This is a genomic window from Paenibacillus lacisoli, assembly GCF_030580655.1.
Lineage (GTDB): Bacteria > Bacillota > Bacilli > Paenibacillales > Paenibacillaceae > Paenibacillus > Paenibacillus lacisoli.
Window position 1 is genome coordinate 33,695 of the sequence record NZ_JAUQTB010000006.1, and the last position, 16,918, is coordinate 50,612.

The window sequence follows — 16,918 nt, forward strand, 5'->3', positions numbered from 1 at the left end:
TGTTAAAGGCTGTCGAATCGTTGCAAGAGAGATGCATAAATCGACCAAAACTGGCTAAACCTAAGGAGCGATGAAAATACCGGCATACAATCATGAGTAAGGAGCTGTCTATGAATGAAAAAAAGTAAAATAATCCCTGCGGCGCTTGGCTTAGGTATGATGTCTCTGTCACTTGCATGCGGAACGGTTCAAGCCGCGGCTTCGGCATCGTATGAAGAGTCTGCGGCTGTGGTACTTGCACCTCACTTGTCCAATCCAGCTTTGGAGAAGGAGTCTACTGAACTTCAGCGCCGTGATGGGGATGAAACCAGAGGAACCCGTTCAGACCAACGCCGTCGCCGAGGGCGGGCATTCTTCAGTCTGGACCAGATTTCAGCGTATCTTAAAATGACACCGGATCAGCTGCGGAGTGAACTGCATTCCGGCAAGTCCCTGGCGGAAATCGCCAAAGCGAAGGGGATCAGTGAGCAGGCGCTGATTAACGAGATCAAGGACAAGATGACAGAGGATCTGCGGAGGTTCGTGAACCGCAAAGCTCCAGCCCATCCTGGAGTATGGCACAATCAGCCGGGGAAGGCCTCAACGGGTTCCGCGGGGCAGTAATAACGGGGAGGCAGGACCATATTGAATGGTCCTGCCTTTTTTTGGATGCAAATAGGCTGCCATCTCAATCCGGGTCATTGCAGAGCAGCAGATATCGGGCTATGCTGAAAGTGCAGGCGCAGGCAATAACAGAAGCAGCATATACAGAGGGGGAACGCAATGAATACATATGAGATCATTCAACAGGCAGAGTTATTCGTCCAGGAGGAGCTGGGCAGGGATACTACAGGGCATGACTGGTGGCACATTGTCCGTGTAAGGAACACAGCCATGCTGTTGGCGTCCCGTTATCCTGATGCGGATGCCTTTATTGTTGAGCTGGCGGCACTGCTGCATGATGTAGCCGATGAGAAGCTGAATCCCTCCAAGGAGGAAGGCTTGGCAAAGGTAAGGGGTTGGCTGAACACCCACCAAGTTGAAGAACAGGCAATGGAGCATATGATGACTATTATCTCTACGATGTCTTTCAACGGTGGCAAAAATCCGCCAATGGATACAATTGAAGGACAGATCGTTCAGGATGCGGATCGGCTGGATGCGATTGGTGCAGTAGGCATCGCAAGAGCGTTTGCATACGGCGGAGCAAAGGCACGTCCGCTGCATGTACCGGATCAGGACTTCTCGGAGCTGGATTACCGTGCCGGCAGCAAATCGACCATTTATCATTTTTATGAAAAGCTGCTGCTGCTGAAGGACAAGATGAATACGGACTTTGGCCGGGACTTGGCCGAGCAGCGTCATCAGTTTATGGAACAGTTTTTGACACAATTTTATGCGGAGTGGAATGGCGAGAACTTAAGGAGTTGATGGGATGGCTTTAACGAATCTCTTTGTTGGCAGTAATCTGAAGATGAGTGTTCCCCGTGAAGAAGACGCTGAGGTGATGGCCCGGTGGCAGGAGGATTCAGAGTATTTGCGCAATGTAGATACGGACCTGGCTGTGCCCCTTTCTCTTAAGCAGCTGGAAGAAGAAGGAATGAGTGTGGGGAGCAAGGAGGTTTACTTCCGACTCCGAACACTGGATGCAGATGAGCTGATCGGCTTTGTGGCTATTCACAGCATTGAATGGAATAATCGCTGCGGAATGCTGGCCATTGGGATCGGCGAAGCTTGCAACCGGGGCAAGGGATACGGGACAGAGGCGGTAAGGCTGATGCTGCGTTATGCTTTTCAGGAGATGAATCTGTACCGGGTCGGACTGGATGTCATTGAATACAACGATAAAGGCATCCGTGCGTACGAGAAAGCGGGCTTCAAGCATGAAGGAAGATCACGGGCTGCTGTGCACCGTGACGGTGAGAGGGTAGATCGTATTAATATGGGCATCCTTCTGCCTGAATGGGAGGAGCTGTATCTGAAAGACCGGGAGTGATACCGAGTGGCCAGATGGATGATCGGACAATATGGCTTTTTTGATGAAGAGAAGTACCGAAGGGATTTCCGGCCGGATTTTCATGGAATTGAGGCCTGTCTGCTCGCAGGGGAAGAAGATGTGGAACGGCTGATCATGGAAAAGGAGCAGCGGGGCATTCATGTTGGGGTCCATTTTCCGCTGCGAGCCGGAATGTCTGATATGAGAGATGCACTATTCCTTGCTGCTGATCTTCATGTGCGTGAAGAGGCCTACGCACTCGTCCGGCGGGAACTGGAGTATATGCAAAGGCTCGCTCCAGACTATGTCCTGTTCCATTATCCCAAGCCGGTTATCCTTGATGAGCGGGTGAATTGGGGGATCTGGAGCTTTAGTGATGAACGGGAATACATCAGGGAGGGGGAGATGTCCTTAACTGACTTTAAGGAGCGCAGTGAATTTCTCTTCAACTGGTTATCCCGGCAGAGCGAACAATATCATTTTATACCTGTACTGGAGTTTGATGCTGTTAACCGGTATGTGTATGCTTCAGACTGGGTGAGGGAGCTGCTGGATCATTATCCGAGGATTCGGATTTGCCTCGATATATCGCGGATTTATTTGCAGGCACGAGTAGATCCGAATTTTGATGCTATCAGCTTTATAAGGAATTATGCCTCTTACGCAGAGGTAGTTCATTTGGCGAATGTGCGGATACAGGAGAGTCAGGAGTACAGACACCATCCGGCACTTCCGCAGCTGTCCCCTGAAGAGGGCTGGGCCCCGGTTGAGGAGTATCTGCGTATGATCTTCAAGGTCAATCCGGCTGTGCGTGTGTTGTATGAGCACCGCTCCGACCGGATTACGGATGACGAACTGGAAATATGCTATACCTGGATTCAGGAAATATGGGAACGAGTGATGACGGAGGACCGCTGATGCAGTGGTCTTTTTTGGCTGCTGTCAGCTCGTTTTTCTTCCTAATAGCATTTCGGGCTACAAAGGGCAATAAGGACCAAAAGGAGATGAATAGATAAATTGAATGAGGTGCGGAATTTCTTGTGTGCTCGAGCAGACGCTAACAGCCGTACAGACGAGAAGCACCAGCATCAGGGGACGAGTAGTTACATGCCTCTCCCTCCTTGTATGTCCACTAGACGGTATTCCGCTAAGAAGGTTGCAGGTCAAGGGCATAACGGCTTTTACCATCAGGTGTTTCACAAGTTCTTGTTTTTGTATAAACTATATTCAGTCCAAATATGAATCCGGTTACATATAAAGATCTGATCTGAAGAGGGGAAACGGGACTCCATGAAAAAGATGCTGCTTATTTATATCGTCATCATCAGTATTTTTATGATTTATGTCTTCCGCTACTATTCCCAGCAATCGGAAGTGAACGCATGGGACAGCCGCGGACTGCAGGGGGATATTGCCGAGAACTATGTCATGGTTACCTTCCAATCCGGCCTGGAATACTGGAAGAGCTGTCTGAAAGGCTTTGAGGATGGGGCTGAAAAGTTAGGGGTCTCGGTGGAATACCGCGGCGCAACCCAGTATGACGTACAGGAACAGATGACCGTGCTGGAGCAGATTATTGCGAAGAAACCGGCCGGTATTGCCCTATCGGCGATTGACCCGGCAGCCCTGACGCCGATGATTGATAAGGCGGTGGCTGCCGGTATTCCGGTTGTACTCTTTGATGCGGATGCACCGGGCAGCCGGGCTTATTCCTTCCTCGGTACGAATAATTACAACGCTGGTGTAACAGCTGCGGAGAAGATGGCACAGCTCACCAGCAGGGAAGGCCAGGTGGCGATTATTACGCTGCCCGGAATGCAGAATCATGATGAGCGAACCAAGGGGTTTGAAGATACGGTCCATGAACGGTACCCGGCTATGAAGGTAGTTAAGGTGGCAGACGGTAAAGGGGATGCGAGGGTGTCGCGGCATGAAGTGGAGAAGCTGCTGAAGGCCTATCCGGATCTGGCCGGCATTTTCGTGACGGAGGCAACCGGCGGAACCGGCGTCGGCGAAGCCGCCAAGGCAGTACCGCGCAGCAATCCGCTCAAGATTATCAGCTTTGATACAAACAAGGGAACGCTCGATATGATCGGTGATGGAACGATCTCGGCAACGATGGCGCAGGGCACATGGAATATGGGCTACTGGTCGCTGCAGTATCTCTTTCATCTACATCATGGTTTGACCGTCCCCGCTCCAACGAGTGCAGGCGAAGTATCTCCTCTTCCGGTGAGGGTGGATACTGGAATATCGGTGGTAACCAGGGAAAATGTGGCGGATTATTATGCAAAATAAGTACGAGCGGGTCCGCAAGCCGGACTGGCTGCGCCATCTCCAGTGGCTCCGTCCCGGCAGCCTGGAGCTGCGTTATCAACTGGTGATTCTATTCCTGCTGATTGGTATCCTGCCCTCCATCATTCTGGGATCGCTCGTGAACTGGACAGTGGAGCGTGTCGTTGACCAGCAGGTCGTCGCCAATACACTGCAGCTGATCGGGAAGGTAAACCAGAGCCTTGATAACGATATGGAGAATCTCCAGAATACGACCTATCTGATTGGTTTCGACCACAATATACGCGAATTCCTTGCCGGGCGCACCCATGCAGACGGAGGACCTTCCAGGGACAGCCGCGGTGAGGCAGCAGCGTATCCGCCGGGTTCAGCTTCTTCTGCGGATGACCAGCTGTATGGGATCAAGCAGTTTCTGCAGGAGTTTACGACCCTGTATCCCGAGATTGCAGGGATTATAGTGGTTAATCCTAACGGGGATTACATCAGTAATGAAATGTACGCGCGGACGAATGAGAATCTGACGAAGGAGAGCTGGTATCGCAGAGCAGCAGCCCGGGAAGGGGTATTTACGATTATGGGCCATCCTTCCGGCCGTAATATCACGACACATGTAAATTATGCGGATGAGGAAGTGATATCCGTTGTACGTTCGATCACGGACCCGGACAGCCGGAAGGTGCTTGGTGTCGTACTGATTGATCTGAAGCTCCGCACGATCGCCCAGGCGGCTCGTGATGTGAAGCTGGGGAAGACCGGTTATCTCATGGTCACAGATGATCAAGGCAATGCCATCTATAACCCCGAGCGTTCTTATCTATCCAGCCTGCCGCCGGTCTGGTTCGGTCAGACAGAATCCGGTACGGCGGTCCGTGAGGTTGACGGCAAAGAGCTGCAGCTGGTATACCGCAAATCCAGCTTCACCGGCTGGCAGACCGTTGGTGTTTTTCAGACTCGGGAGTCTGCGTTTGAGGTCCGGCAGATTCAATTTTACGTGATCTGCTTCCTGTTTATGGTGGGACTCATCGGGGTGACGGCGTCTGTGCTCCTCTCACAGTCCATCACCGGACCCATCCGCCAGCTGATGTCCTTCATGCGGACAGCAGAATCGGGAGATCTGACGGTCCGCTACAGCGGCAGACGGAACGATGAAGTGGGCATGCTGGGGCGCAGCTTCAACCGGATGCTGATTCAGATCCGCCGGCTGATCCGGCTGAATGAGCTGCGGGAGAAGCAGAAGCGTGAAGCCGAGCTGCGTAGTCTGCAGGCCCATATTAAGCCCCATTTTCTCTATAACACACTGGATACGATTCATTGGATGGCCCGCAGGAAAGGAGCAGATGACGTATCTGACATGGTGGAGGCGCTGTCACGGTTGTTCCGGATCGGTCTGAGCAAGGGCGAGAACATCATTCCGCTAGCCGATGAAATTCAGCATATTCAGAGCTATATTCAGATTCAGAAGACGAGGTACAGAGACCGATTGGTCTTCTCTTTGGAGCAGGAACCGGGTACGGGGGAGCTGCCTGTCCTGAAGCTGCTGCTCCAGCCCGTGGTGGAGAACGCAATTTATCATGGCATCAAGGCAAGGCGGGGCCCCGGCCATATCCAGATCTCTGTCCGGCAGACCGAAGACCGGCTGTATCTGACCGTTCGGGATAACGGTGCCGGTATGACGGAGGAACGGCTGAAGGAGCTGCGTGAGAAGCTGCGGGAACCACTGCAGGCCATAGAAATGCAGGCGAATGGAATCGACAAAAACGGCCGCAGTTACGGCATGTTGAATGTCCAGGCGCGCATCCGGCTGGCCTTTGGGGATGATTACGGTATTGAATTGAAGAGCCGTGAAGGGGAAGGGACGCAAGTAACGATTACACATCCGCTGCTGAAAGAGATGGCAGAGGAGCGGGGAGAGGAGACGGAATCATGACAAACAGGGCACCCTACAGGGTAATGATTGCTGATGATGAGCCTATTATCCGTGAAGGCATCCGAGATGCCGTAGACTGGACCGAACTGGGCATGGAGGTGATTCACGAGGCCGAGGATGGGGAGGAAGCGCTGGAGCTTGCCGTCCGCGACGGCATGGATGTGCTGCTGGTCGATATGAATATGCCGTTTCTGGATGGGATTGGTCTGATGAAAAGGCTGCGAATTGAGCTCCCGGACTGCCGGTTCGTGATCATCACGGGACATGATGAATTTGCCTATGCGCAGGAGGCGATCCGGCTGGGGGTGGAAGATTACATTCTGAAGCCGGTCAACGCGGACCATCTGCGCCAGGTGCTGTCTCATGTGAAGGATGAACTGGACAACATGCAGCTCCAGAAGGAGTACCTGGAGAAGGCGTCTGTGCAGCTGAACCGAAATATTCCGCTGCTGCGGGACCGTTTCTGCAAGGACTGGATTGAGGGGCAGCTGACCCCCGCAGAGATTGGAGAGCAGCTGGAATTCCTGAAGCTGCCTGTCTCCTGCCCACAGCAGTTTGGGGTCATCCGCTGGCCGGAGATGTCCATGCCTCAGCCTCTGACCTCGGAGGGAGACCGGCAGCTCTTTCTGTTCGCGATTGAGAATATCGCGGAAGAGCTGCTCCAACCTTACCGGCATGTCATGTTTCGCGATCCGCAGGACATGGTATGCATCGTGCTGTGGGACGCTGTTCCGGAAGCGGCAGCCGCCGAGATTGAACGCAATGTCCAGCAGTATCTCAAGGTCACGGTGCAGGTATATCTGGAGCCGATTCAGGGAGAGCTGCCTGCTGCCGCTGCGGTCTACCGTTCCTGCCGGGAGCACGTCTACCGGGAGTCGCAGCTGTCACCGCTCGCCCGGCGCGCAAGACAGCTGCTGCTGGAGTACTATAGCAGTCCTGAATTGACCCTGGAGGCTTTTGCTGCAGAGCTGCAGGTGTCACCGGTTTATTTGAGCCGGGTGCTGAAGAAGGAGCTGGGATCTTCCTTTGTCACCTTTGTAACCCAGACGCGGATCCGCCGGGCTATCCAGCTTCTGAATTCAACGAGCTGCAGCATTCATGAGATTGCCGAGCAGGTGGGGTATGAGAGCCAGCATTATTTCAGCACAGCGTTCAAGAAGGTCGTGGGAGTCTCCCCCAATCAGTATCGCAAGGGGGCCGCCTTCCAAATTGAGGATTGATTCTCATATTGTGTAACTTTCCGGTGATTAACGGCGTCTATAGGACGAGCAAATAATACAGAGAAAGGATGCAGACCTATGAAAATCAATTGGCTTACAGGAGCAGTGCTGGCTGCTTCACTGCTGCTCCCGACGGCAGCAGGTGCGGCAACAAACGCTGAATTTAGAATCATTTATGATGGAGGAGGGCAGGCTCAAAGTCCGGCTCTGATCAAGGGTGGGGTTACATATATCCCGGCGAGTCAATGGGAGAGCTTCGGACTCCAGGTCTCTTGGGACAAGAAACAGGAGAGGGCAGAATTCCGCGGCTTTAACAAGAAGGTCGCCGTGCGCATGGGCAGCGGTCAGGGCATGCTTGACGGCAAGCTCGTAAAGCTGGGTGGAACGCCTTTTAAATTTAACGGGGAGTTGTATGTTCCTGCGCGTTTCCTGGTACAGTCTCTGGAAGGCAGGATGGTAAGCTGGGATGCTAATCATAAACTGCTGGTAGCGGCAGGGATGCACAGTTACAGCAGTGCTTCAGCCCAATATGAAGGCCTTACATACACTATAGACAAGCCAAGCGGTAAGCTGTATACCACGGACAGCAAGGGGAATACACGGCTGCTGGCCAATCTGGGTGCAGAGGTCTATGAATATGTTTCCTTTGATTTCAAAAAGACTCCTGGCGGGCTGACTTATTTGACGATTACGGATGTCTTCGGGGAGCCGCATATCAACAATCAGTGGTTTACGTTAGTGATCAAGAACGGCGTTGCCATTCGCCAAGCTGGTGTGCATTACTATCAGCGTTATGGGGATAACGTCAAAATGTACGGCAATCATCTGCTGCTGACCGACGGGAAAACCCTCCGGGTCATCGAAGACGGTACAGGCAGGGTTACGGAAACTATGAATCTGACGAAACTGGGCGGCGTGGATGACAGGTATCTGATCGAAGGCATGGATGACGACGTCCTCCTGATCAGACCGAATACCAAGGGGATTCTGACCCTGATTGACAGGAAGACCGGGAGGAAGATTGAGCTCTACAAGCAGTTTTTGGATGCAGAAGGACAGGAATATGCCGAAGTGAATGATGTTCCTTATCATGGCGATGAGCTGAAGTATCTGAAGCGGGAAGGTCATGTGTTGTGGTTCCAGGACAAGAATACAGGTATTAAATATCAGTGGGATATGTCAAAGTTCCAGGCTGTAAAATAATTCATCTTATCCAAACGGGCTCTGCGTTAGTGCGCAGCAGTCCGTTTTTTTGTGCAATAAATAATGCGTTTCAACGAAAGTTAAAATTTTATAAAAAAGGTTGCTTTCCTGCAAAGACTGGAAATGTAAGCGGTGTTATTCTGATGACGTGAAGATAAGCTAACGGATTGCGGCGGCTGCAGCATGCTGTCGTGCTCCTGCACAAAAATATTGCGGAAGGGGAAAGCGCATGAGAAGAGCATTCATACTTGTCCTGGCGCTTGCCATGTTGTTCGCCCTGACGGCCTGCAATCTGGCCGAGACCAAAACAGGCAGCGCGGATAAAGGCTACATCGGTCTGGCCATGCCAACCAAATCTTCAGAGCGGTGGGTTGCTGATGGAGAAAACATGGCTCGGTTATTCCAGGAGAAGGGGTACAAGGTCGATTTGCAATTTGCGGAAGATGTAGTGGAGAATCAAATCTCCCAGATTGAGAACATGATAACCAAAGGTGTAGATGTCATCGTCATTGCTTCCATTGACGGCAACACCCTGACGGATGTGATCGCCAAAGCACATGCCCGCGGAATTAAGGTGATCTCTTATGACCGGCTGATCCGCAATACACCTTACCTGAGTTACTATGCTACTTTTGATAACTTCAAGGTTGGCGTCCTCCAAGCCTCTTATATTGAGAAGAAGCTGGGGCTGAAGGAAGGCAAAGGCCCGTTCAACATGGAGCTGTTCGGGGGTTCACCGGATGATAACAATGCTTACTTTTTCTACGACGGCGCCATGTCCGTGCTGAAGCCGTATATCGATTCCGGCAAGCTGGTCGTACGAAGCAAGCAGACCACAATGGCCCAAATCGCCACCCTGCGCTGGGATGGGTCACTGGCCCAGTCCCGGATGGATAACCTGCTGAGCGCCAACTATTCCAGTGAGCATCTGGATGCGGTGCTGTCTCCGTATGACGGCATCAGTATCGGGATTATCTCTTCCCTGAAAGGGATTGGCTATGGCACGAAGGATAAACCGCTGCCAGTCATTACCGGACAGGATGCGGAGCTGGCCTCCATCAAGTCGATCGTTGCCGGTGAGCAGACCCAGACCGTGTTCAAGGATACACGCAAGCTGGCGGCCCAGACGGTGAAGATGGCGGAAAGTATTTTGAAGAATGAGCCTGCAGAAGTCAATGATACAAAATCTTATAACAACGGACTAATGGTCGTTCCTGCTTACCTGCTGGACCCTGTTTCTGTAGACGCTTCCAATGTGGAGCAGGAAATTGTCGGACAGGAGTATTACACGAAGGAAGAGATCGGTCTGAAATAGGCTGACGAGGATTGCGCAGATTTGCGCAGGATCGCGGAAAGGAGCGAAGCCATGTCGGAATTTATTCTGGAAATGAGAGGGATTACGAAGACATTTCCCGGCGTGAAGGCGCTGGAGAATGTGAATCTGAAGGTGCGCAAAGGCGAAATTCACTCGCTGTGCGGAGAGAATGGTGCCGGGAAATCCACGCTGATGAAGGTGCTGAGCGGCGTGTACCCGCATGGCAGCTATGACGGTCAGATTTTATTTGAAGGCAAGGAGTGCCAGTTTAAAGATATTAAACAGAGTGAGGAACTCGGCATCGTCATTATCCACCAGGAGCTTGCGCTGATACCGTACTTGTCCATTGCCGAGAACATTTATCTTGGGAACGAACGCGCCAAGGGCGGAGTCATCGATTGGAATGAGACCTATGTCGGCACCCAGGAGCTGCTGCACAAGGTGGGGCTGAGCGAAAATCCCAACACGCTGGTGACCAACATCGGGGTCGGAAAGCAGCAGCTGGTCGAGATTGCCAAGGCACTCTCCAAGCGGGTAAAGCTGTTGATTCTCGATGAGCCTACAGCGGCGCTGAATGAGGATGACAGTGAAAACCTGCTCCAGCTGATGCTGGAGTTCAAACGGCAGGGTATCTCCTGCATTCTGATCTCCCATAAGCTCAATGAGGTATCCAAGGTATCAGATTCCGTAACGATCCTGCGGGACGGTCAGACTATTGAAACGCTCGATATGAAACGGGACCAGGTGACCGAAGACCGGATCATTAACGGGATGGTCGGCCGGGATATGACGAGCCGTTATCCGGAACGTCATGCCAAAATCGGCGGTACGGCACTGGAGGTCAAGAACTGGACGGTCTATCACGAGCATCATGCCGACCGCAAGGCGCTTGATAATATCAACATGTATATCCGGCATGGCGAGATTGTGGGAATTGCCGGATTGATGGGAGCCGGGCGTACGGAGCTGGCGATGAGTATTTTTGGCAAAAGCTATGGCCGGAATATCAGTGGTCAGCTGATCAAGGACGGCAAGGAGATCCGGAACAATACGATTACGGAAGCGATTGATAACGGATTCGCCTATGTCACCGAGGACCGCAAGGAATATGGACTGATCCTCATGGATGACATCAAGCGCAACATCTCCCTGACCGGGCTTGGCAAGCTTGCACGCGGTACAGTGGTCAACGAACGGGAAGAGGTACTGGTCGCGGAGGATATGCGGAAGCGGATGAACATCAAGGCACCGAGCATTCTGCAGAAAACCGGAAACCTGAGCGGTGGTAACCAGCAGAAGGTCGTGCTGAGCAAGTGGATTTATGCCGAACCGGATATTCTGATTCTGGATGAGCCGACCCGCGGCATCGATGTCGGAGCGAAATTTGAGATTTATTCTATAATTCATGAGCTGGCTGCACAAGGCAAAGGGGTGCTGGTCATCTCCTCCGAGCTGCCCGAAGTGATCGGGCTGTGTGATCGGATCTATGTGATGAATGCCGGCCGGATCACAGGTGAAGTGAGCCGCGATCAGGCTACACAGGAAACGCTGATGAGATATATGACCAAGTCGGGAGGGGCCTAAATATGGATACATTATCAAAACTGTTCAAAAATAATATCCGGCAGTACGGCATGATCATTGCGCTGGTGGTCATCATGCTGCTGTTCGAAATCTTGACCGGCGGCCTGCTGCTGAAGCCGATTAACATTACAAACCTGATCCTGCAGAACAGCTACATTCTGGTGCTTGCGATCGGGATGGTGCTGATCATCATCACCGGCCATATCGATCTGTCGGTCGGCTCGATCGCTGCTTTTGTCGGTGCAGCGGCAGCGATTATGATGGTGGACTGGGGATGGCCGACTTGGGCTGCTGTTGTGGCTTCCCTGGTGGTCGGCGGCCTGATTGGTGCCTGGCAGGGCTTCTGGGTGGCCTATGTTCGGATTCCTGCTTTCATCGTCACGCTGGCTGGTATGCTTTTATTCCGCGGCCTGACGATGATTGTACTGGAAGGGCAGTCCATCTCGCCGTTTCCATCCGGCTTCCAGAAGATCAGCTCCGGCTTCATTCCGGACTTCGGCAGCTTCGGTACGAATATGGTTGCTGTTGTGGCGGGAATCATCCTGTCTGTGGTTTACATCATCAATGAGCTCCGTGACCGCCGGGCCCAGCTGAAATACAATTTCAAGGTCATTTCGCAGGGAATGTTTCTCCTGAAGCTGATTCTGCTGGTTGCAGTCATTAACGTATTTACCTTTATGCTGGCCAGCTACTCGGGAATCCCGAACATTCTGATTCTGCTGTTTGTACTGATCGTTATTTATTCCTTTGTGATGAACAAAACCGTCATGGGCCGTCATATTTATGCCTTGGGCGGTAACGAGAAGGCCGCGGGACTGTCCGGGGTCAAAACGAAGAAAGTGACGTTCTGGGTATTCGTGAACATGGGCGTATTGGCTGCCATTTCGGGCCTGATCTTCGCTGCACGCCTGAACGCGGCTACTCCAAGAGCAGGGACGAACTTCGAGCTGGATGCCATTGCCGCCTGCTTCATCGGGGGAGCTTCCGCTTCCGGCGGGATTGGTACGGTATTTGGAGCGATCATCGGTGGTCTCGTAATGGGTGTGCTGAATAACGGGATGTCGCTGATTGGTCTGGGCATCGACTGGCAGCAGGGCATCAAAGGTCTGGTACTCCTGCTCGCGGTAGCATTCGATATTTATAACAAAAATAAACGTTCGGTATAATGTATTTGAGTAGATGGATAAAGTAAAAGATCCGTATCCCTGGAGGGATACGGATCTTTTTTATACTCGCTTGCGTATGCTCTTCCAGCCGCGTTCATGGACACCGTTGCGTACAACGCTCCGTGCCTGCTTCCATTCCTGTGGGGACAGAAGCTCATCCGTCGTAACCTTCCATTCCGAACCGTCTTTGAGATAGAATATCCAGCTTGTAGATTCAAGACTAAACCAGCGCCCGATCTGCGTTCCCTGCTCCTGTACACGCAGTATGGAGGACCAGGGCACAAATCTTCCGGCTCCGTATAATCCATTATCATCATAAGCCAGGAGCGTACGATTACTGTGAAACAGCCTTTTGAAATAATGGATCGATAGTCGGCTGATAAAAAGGAGAACGGTCACCCCGAGATAGATCGACGGGATGCCCAGCAGCCAGGATCCAGATATTGCTGATATTCCGTACGCGACCAGACCGATGGCGGTCAGGATGAACAGCACGCAGCTGCCAGTGTTCATCAGAAGTTTGCTCCAGCGGTATTGGATTTTCATCTGAAAGGCCCCGCCTTTCTTTGCCTGTCGTTTGCTGCAGGACGTCCGGAATTATTCCTTCGCGCCGGCCTGCAGGGCATGATGATAAAGCTCCTGGTAATAACCGCCTACCGCCATCAGCTGGTGGTGGCTGCCTTCCTCTACAATCTCCCCGTCCTTCATGACGAGAATACGGTCCGCATGCATGACGGTGGAGAGGCGGTGTGCAATGACCAGGGTGGTGCGTCCGCGTGAAACGGACTGCAGCGCTTCCTGGACCAGCTGTTCCGTATGGGAATCCAGGTTGGCCGTCGCCTCATCGAGGATGAGAATCCGCGGCTGGAATACCATAATACGGGCAAAAGAGATCAGCTGCCGCTCCCCGGCTGAGAGACCGCTGCCGCGTTCGGACAGCTTGGTGTCATAACCGTCGGACAGCCGTTCAATCATCGGGTGTGCTCCGACAAAACGGCAGGCCTCCATCACCTGCTCACGGGACACATCCTCCCGGAATAAACGAACATTATCAATAATACTGCCGGAGAACAGAAACGGCTCCTGCTGGATCAGACCAACGATACGGTGCAGCTGTTCCTGCGGGATTTCCCGGATATCGATACCGTCAATCAGCACCTTTCCTTTGGACACATCGTAGAAGCGGTTCAGCAGTGCAATCATGGTGCTTTTGCCAGCTCCCGTTGTACCCACAATTCCTACCATCTCACCTGGCCGGATATGCAGATCCATATGTGGAATGACCGGACGGGATGGATCGTAGCCAAATGTAATGTTCTCGAAATCAATTCGTCCCTGGACCTCCTCCGTTTTGAGCGGCTTGGCTTGATCTGGATCGGGGTCCTTGACCTCCGGCTGCGTGTTCAGAATCCGCCACAGACGTTCCATAGAGACGGTCGTTGACTGAAAAGTGTTCCACTGGGACGTAATCTGGTTAATCGGCTGGAAGAACTGCCGGATATAACTGATGAATGCGTACAGGACACCAACCTGCAGCTCCATGTTCAGGGCGGCGCGTCCACCCAGCCAGACGATCAGCACCAGCGCAAGGTTGCCCAGAATATCGAAGGTCCGGTTGAAAATAACGTTCGAACGGATCTGCCGGACATTGGCTGTAAAATAATTCTCGTTCTGCTCGGCAAAACGTCGCTCCTGCTCTTTCTCCTGATGAAAAGCCTGGATCAGGAACATACCGGACAGATTCTCGGCTGTAAAGGCGATCAGGCGGGAGAGACGTGAACGGGCTTCCTGATAGGTTTTGCGCAGATAGGTCCGGAACGTAATGGCGACCACAGCGACGACCGGCAGGATCAGGACCGCATACCAGGCGAGCATCGGGTCAAGCTGGAACATGAAAAACAGAATCAGGATCAGCATCATCCCGTCCCGGATCAGGCTTAGCAGCACCTGTGTGAAGAACTGGCTGATCGTCTCTGTATCGCTCGACACGTTCGTCACTAGACTGCCGATATGGAAGCGGTCGAAGAAGGACATCGACAGCTTCGAGATATGCCCGAACAGATCCTTGCGGATACGGGCGACAATGTGCTGGCCGGCAAATTGCAGCAGGTTATTCTGAAGATACGTAAACGCGAAGCTAACGATCGCTAGCACAGAGTAAATGATTCCGATCTGGACAAGGAAGCTCATATCTTTGCTGCCAACCGCCAGATGCTTGTCAATGACAATACTGACGAGATAAGGCTGCAGCAGATCTGCCGAGATGGCCAGCAGCGCACAGAAGAAGATACCGAGGAAGGTCAGCCGGTGCGGTCTGGCATAAGTCAAAATCGAGCGGAAAGCGTTCAGCTTGCTGCCTTCACCGGGCTGGGCCGGCGGCGTGTTCTTCGGTCCGCCCGCCGATGCGGATGAGTGGGTAAGACTAGACATGCTGCAATCCCTCCTCCTGTAGCTGCTGCAGGGAAGCGTACAGTCCGCCTGCAGCGAGCAGTTCCCGGTGTGTTCCCCGCTGGGCCACACGGCCTTCATCCAGCACGATGATTTCATCGGCGTGCTTCACGGCACTGATGCGGTGGGAGATAATCAGGGTCGTCTTATTTCTGCGCTCCCTGCGCAGGCTGTCCACGATCCCTGTCTCGGTCACCGCGTCAACGGCGCTCATGCTGTCATCCAGGATGAGTACGGGCGCTTCCTTCATCAGTCCGCGGGCCAGACTGGTCCGCTGGCGCTGCCCGCCAGACAGCGTAACTCCCCGTTCACCGAGACGGGTCTCGAACTGTTCCGGGAAGCGCATAATGTTATCGTAGATCATCGCCTGTCGGGCGCTTTCTTCTACCTCTTCGAGCGAGGCATCCCGGCGGCTGAAGGCAATATTATCACGAATGGTTGTACTGAAGAGGAAACCGTCCTGCGGCACATAAGCCAGCTGGGTGCGCAGGCTTTCCAGTGTCACATCGTCGATATCCATGCCATTGACCAGCACGGTGCCTTCTGGCGGTTCATAGATTCGCAGCAGCAGCTTGACGAGTGTACTCTTGCCGCTGCCGGTCTTGCCGACAATCCCGATCGTGCGGCCTGCCCGGATGTCCAGATTGACATCGCGCAGGGCAGGCTTGCGGCTGCCGGGATAGGCGAAGGTCAGATGGCGGATTGTAATGTCCCGGACCTGTTCCACCGGCTTCGCATCCTCGCTGTCCCGGACATCCGGCGTTTCGGCAAGCAGCAGATTGACACGGTCCAGCGAAGCGCTGGAGCGCTGCATCATGTTAATCACGTTGCCGATCTGCTGCAGCGGCCCCATAATGATGCGAAGATAGAGCGTTAATGCAACAAAGCTGCCAAGTGTGATACTGCCCTGCATCGTCATGTAGCCGCCGACGAGCAGTGATACGGCAAGCGAAATCGCTCCCATCATCGGCAGCAGCGCCTGGAAGAGCGAAGACATGCGGACCAGACGGAGCTGGTTGGCAGTTATACCGTCGACGGCCGCGCCGAATCGTTCGCGGGCAATCGGTTCAATAGCGAACGTTTTGGATACCCGGATGCCGCCCAGCTGCTCTTCTGCAGATTCCGTCATAGTGGCAAGAGCCTCCTGTACGTTGCGGGCCCGGCTGCGGATTCGTGGACCGAAGTAAACGACGAGAAAAGGAATGACCAGCAGAGGCCCTACGCTGATTGCAATAAGACGAAAAGGGATGCCGCTCCAGATCATCATGACGATGCAGGAGAGCAGGAGAAAGACCGCATTGGTCGTCTGGTTGATGCCATTGGAAATCGCTTCACGTACATATGTAACATCGTTCATGACATAGCTGAGCAGTTTGCCGTTCCCCTGTTGAGAGAAATACCGTTCGCTGAGTTCAGCGAATTTGCCGAACAGCCGGTCACGGGTAACATATTCGAATCGTCGTCCGAGCTTCATGACAATGAACTGTCCAAGGGCCCACAGCAGGTTATAAGACACCGCAATCAGGAGCAGGATGAGGCTGTAACGGACGACTTTGTCCCGGTCGAGTGTTCCGCGCTGCAGCTCATCAGTGAACTGGCCCAGTACCCTGGGGAGAGCGGCCTGGTCGATATTGGATACAATAATCAGCAGAATGGCGGCAAGATAGACAGGCCAGTGCGACTTGAGGTAGCCGGACAGCAGCCCTGTTTTGTTCATATTTTGGATCACTCCCCTTGTTGTAATATGCCTGAACGAATGGTGCTTTCTCGTTGTAGATCATCTGG

14 protein-coding genes are annotated in these 16,918 nt (G+C 53.0%); 11 read left to right on the forward strand and 3 right to left on the reverse strand.

Annotated elements, in window-relative coordinates; genetic code table 11:
- Positions 1-114 precede the first annotated feature (114 nt).
- The 11 genes from Q5741_RS12100 to mmsB all read left to right on the forward strand — a co-directional run bounded on the left by Q5741_RS12100 (position 115) and on the right by mmsB (position 12,685).
- The gene (locus tag Q5741_RS12100; protein ID WP_305024349.1) at positions 115-603 is read left to right on the forward strand and encodes a hypothetical protein; all 489 of its coding nucleotides are present in this window, start codon (positions 115-117) and stop codon (positions 601-603) included.
- A 159-nt stretch (positions 604-762) separates the two neighbouring features.
- Positions 763-1,410, forward strand: coding sequence for an HD domain-containing protein (locus Q5741_RS12105; protein ID WP_305024350.1), 648 nt, complete (start codon positions 763-765; stop codon positions 1,408-1,410).
- Positions 1,411-1,414: 4 nt separating this feature from the next.
- Complete coding sequence (locus Q5741_RS12110; RefSeq protein ID WP_305024351.1) at positions 1,415-1,975, forward strand: GNAT family N-acetyltransferase; 561 nt, start codon at positions 1,415-1,417, stop codon at positions 1,973-1,975.
- Between the two features lie 6 nt (positions 1,976-1,981).
- Complete coding sequence (locus tag Q5741_RS12115) at positions 1,982-2,893, forward strand: sugar phosphate isomerase/epimerase (RefSeq protein WP_305024352.1); 912 nt, start codon at positions 1,982-1,984, stop codon at positions 2,891-2,893.
- A gap of 372 nt (positions 2,894-3,265) precedes the next feature.
- Positions 3,266-4,273 carry a substrate-binding domain-containing protein gene (locus tag Q5741_RS12120; protein ID WP_305024353.1) on the forward strand — a complete coding sequence of 336 codons (1,008 nt, stop codon included), beginning with the start codon at positions 3,266-3,268 and terminating at the stop codon, positions 4,271-4,273.
- A complete protein-coding gene (locus tag Q5741_RS12125) occupies positions 4,263-6,197 on the forward strand; it encodes a cache domain-containing sensor histidine kinase (protein ID WP_305024354.1) in 1,935 nt (644 codons plus the stop codon). Before Q5741_RS12120 ends, Q5741_RS12125 begins: the two co-directional genes overlap by 11 nt.
- The gene (locus Q5741_RS12130; protein WP_305024355.1) at positions 6,194-7,417 is read left to right on the forward strand and encodes a response regulator transcription factor; all 1,224 of its coding nucleotides are present in this window, start codon (positions 6,194-6,196) and stop codon (positions 7,415-7,417) included. Before Q5741_RS12125 ends, Q5741_RS12130 begins: the two co-directional genes overlap by 4 nt.
- A gap of 78 nt (positions 7,418-7,495) precedes the next feature.
- A complete protein-coding gene (locus tag Q5741_RS12135; protein ID WP_305024356.1) occupies positions 7,496-8,620 on the forward strand; it encodes a copper amine oxidase N-terminal domain-containing protein in 1,125 nt (374 codons plus the stop codon).
- Between the two features lie 229 nt (positions 8,621-8,849).
- Positions 8,850-9,935 (forward strand): multiple monosaccharide ABC transporter substrate-binding protein, encoded by a 1,086-nt coding sequence (gene chvE, locus Q5741_RS12140; protein WP_305024357.1) that lies wholly within the window; start codon positions 8,850-8,852, stop codon positions 9,933-9,935.
- A 51-nt stretch (positions 9,936-9,986) separates the two neighbouring features.
- Positions 9,987-11,519 carry a multiple monosaccharide ABC transporter ATP-binding protein gene (mmsA, locus tag Q5741_RS12145; protein ID WP_305024358.1) on the forward strand — a complete coding sequence of 511 codons (1,533 nt, stop codon included), beginning with the start codon at positions 9,987-9,989 and terminating at the stop codon, positions 11,517-11,519.
- A gap of 2 nt (positions 11,520-11,521) precedes the next feature.
- Positions 11,522-12,685, forward strand: coding sequence for a multiple monosaccharide ABC transporter permease (gene mmsB, locus Q5741_RS12150; protein WP_305024359.1), 1,164 nt, complete (start codon positions 11,522-11,524; stop codon positions 12,683-12,685).
- 60 nt (positions 12,686-12,745) lie between these two features.
- Here mmsB and Q5741_RS12155 read toward each other — a convergent pair whose 3' ends face one another.
- The 3 genes from Q5741_RS12155 to Q5741_RS12165 are packed head-to-tail and all read right to left on the reverse strand — an operon-like array spanning position 12,746 to position 16,850.
- Positions 12,746-13,231, reverse strand: coding sequence for a hypothetical protein (locus Q5741_RS12155; RefSeq protein ID WP_305024360.1), 486 nt, complete (start codon positions 13,229-13,231; stop codon positions 12,746-12,748).
- Between the two features lie 51 nt (positions 13,232-13,282).
- Entirely contained in the window at positions 13,283-15,115 is a 1,833-nt protein-coding gene (locus Q5741_RS12160; protein ID WP_305024361.1) for an ABC transporter ATP-binding protein, read from the reverse strand.
- On the reverse strand, positions 15,108-16,850 hold the full coding sequence (locus Q5741_RS12165) for an ABC transporter ATP-binding protein (RefSeq protein WP_305024362.1): 1,743 nt from the start codon (positions 16,848-16,850) through the stop codon (positions 15,108-15,110). Before Q5741_RS12165 ends, Q5741_RS12160 begins: the two co-directional genes overlap by 8 nt.
- Positions 16,851-16,918: the final 68 nt, after the last annotated feature.

Bases quoted from the DNA above. Each gene is read 5' to 3' on its own strand.
- Q5741_RS12155 (WP_305024360.1), bottom strand. From the start codon at position 13,231: ATGAAAATCCAATACCGCTGGAGCAAACTTCTGATGAACACTGGCAGC.
- mmsA (WP_305024358.1), top strand. From the start codon at position 9,987: ATGTCGGAATTTATTCTGGAAATGAGAGGGATTACGAAGACATTTCCC.
- Q5741_RS12120 (WP_305024353.1), top strand. From the start codon at position 3,266: ATGAAAAAGATGCTGCTTATTTATATCGTCATCATCAGTATTTTTATG.
- Q5741_RS12105 (WP_305024350.1), top strand. From the start codon at position 763: ATGAATACATATGAGATCATTCAACAGGCAGAGTTATTCGTCCAGGAG.
- Q5741_RS12130 (WP_305024355.1), top strand. From the start codon at position 6,194: ATGACAAACAGGGCACCCTACAGGGTAATGATTGCTGATGATGAGCCT.
- mmsB (WP_305024359.1), top strand. From the start codon at position 11,522: ATGGATACATTATCAAAACTGTTCAAAAATAATATCCGGCAGTACGGC.
- chvE (WP_305024357.1), top strand. From the start codon at position 8,850: ATGAGAAGAGCATTCATACTTGTCCTGGCGCTTGCCATGTTGTTCGCC.
- Q5741_RS12100 (WP_305024349.1), top strand. From the start codon at position 115: ATGAAAAAAAGTAAAATAATCCCTGCGGCGCTTGGCTTAGGTATGATG.
- Q5741_RS12160 (WP_305024361.1), bottom strand. From the start codon at position 15,115: ATGTCTAGTCTTACCCACTCATCCGCATCGGCGGGCGGACCGAAGAAC.
- Q5741_RS12135 (WP_305024356.1), top strand. From the start codon at position 7,496: ATGAAAATCAATTGGCTTACAGGAGCAGTGCTGGCTGCTTCACTGCTG.
- Q5741_RS12110 (WP_305024351.1), top strand. From the start codon at position 1,415: ATGGCTTTAACGAATCTCTTTGTTGGCAGTAATCTGAAGATGAGTGTT.
- Q5741_RS12165 (WP_305024362.1), bottom strand. From the start codon at position 16,850: ATGAACAAAACAGGGCTGCTGTCCGGCTACCTCAAGTCGCACTGGCCT.
- Q5741_RS12125 (WP_305024354.1), top strand. From the start codon at position 4,263: ATGCAAAATAAGTACGAGCGGGTCCGCAAGCCGGACTGGCTGCGCCAT.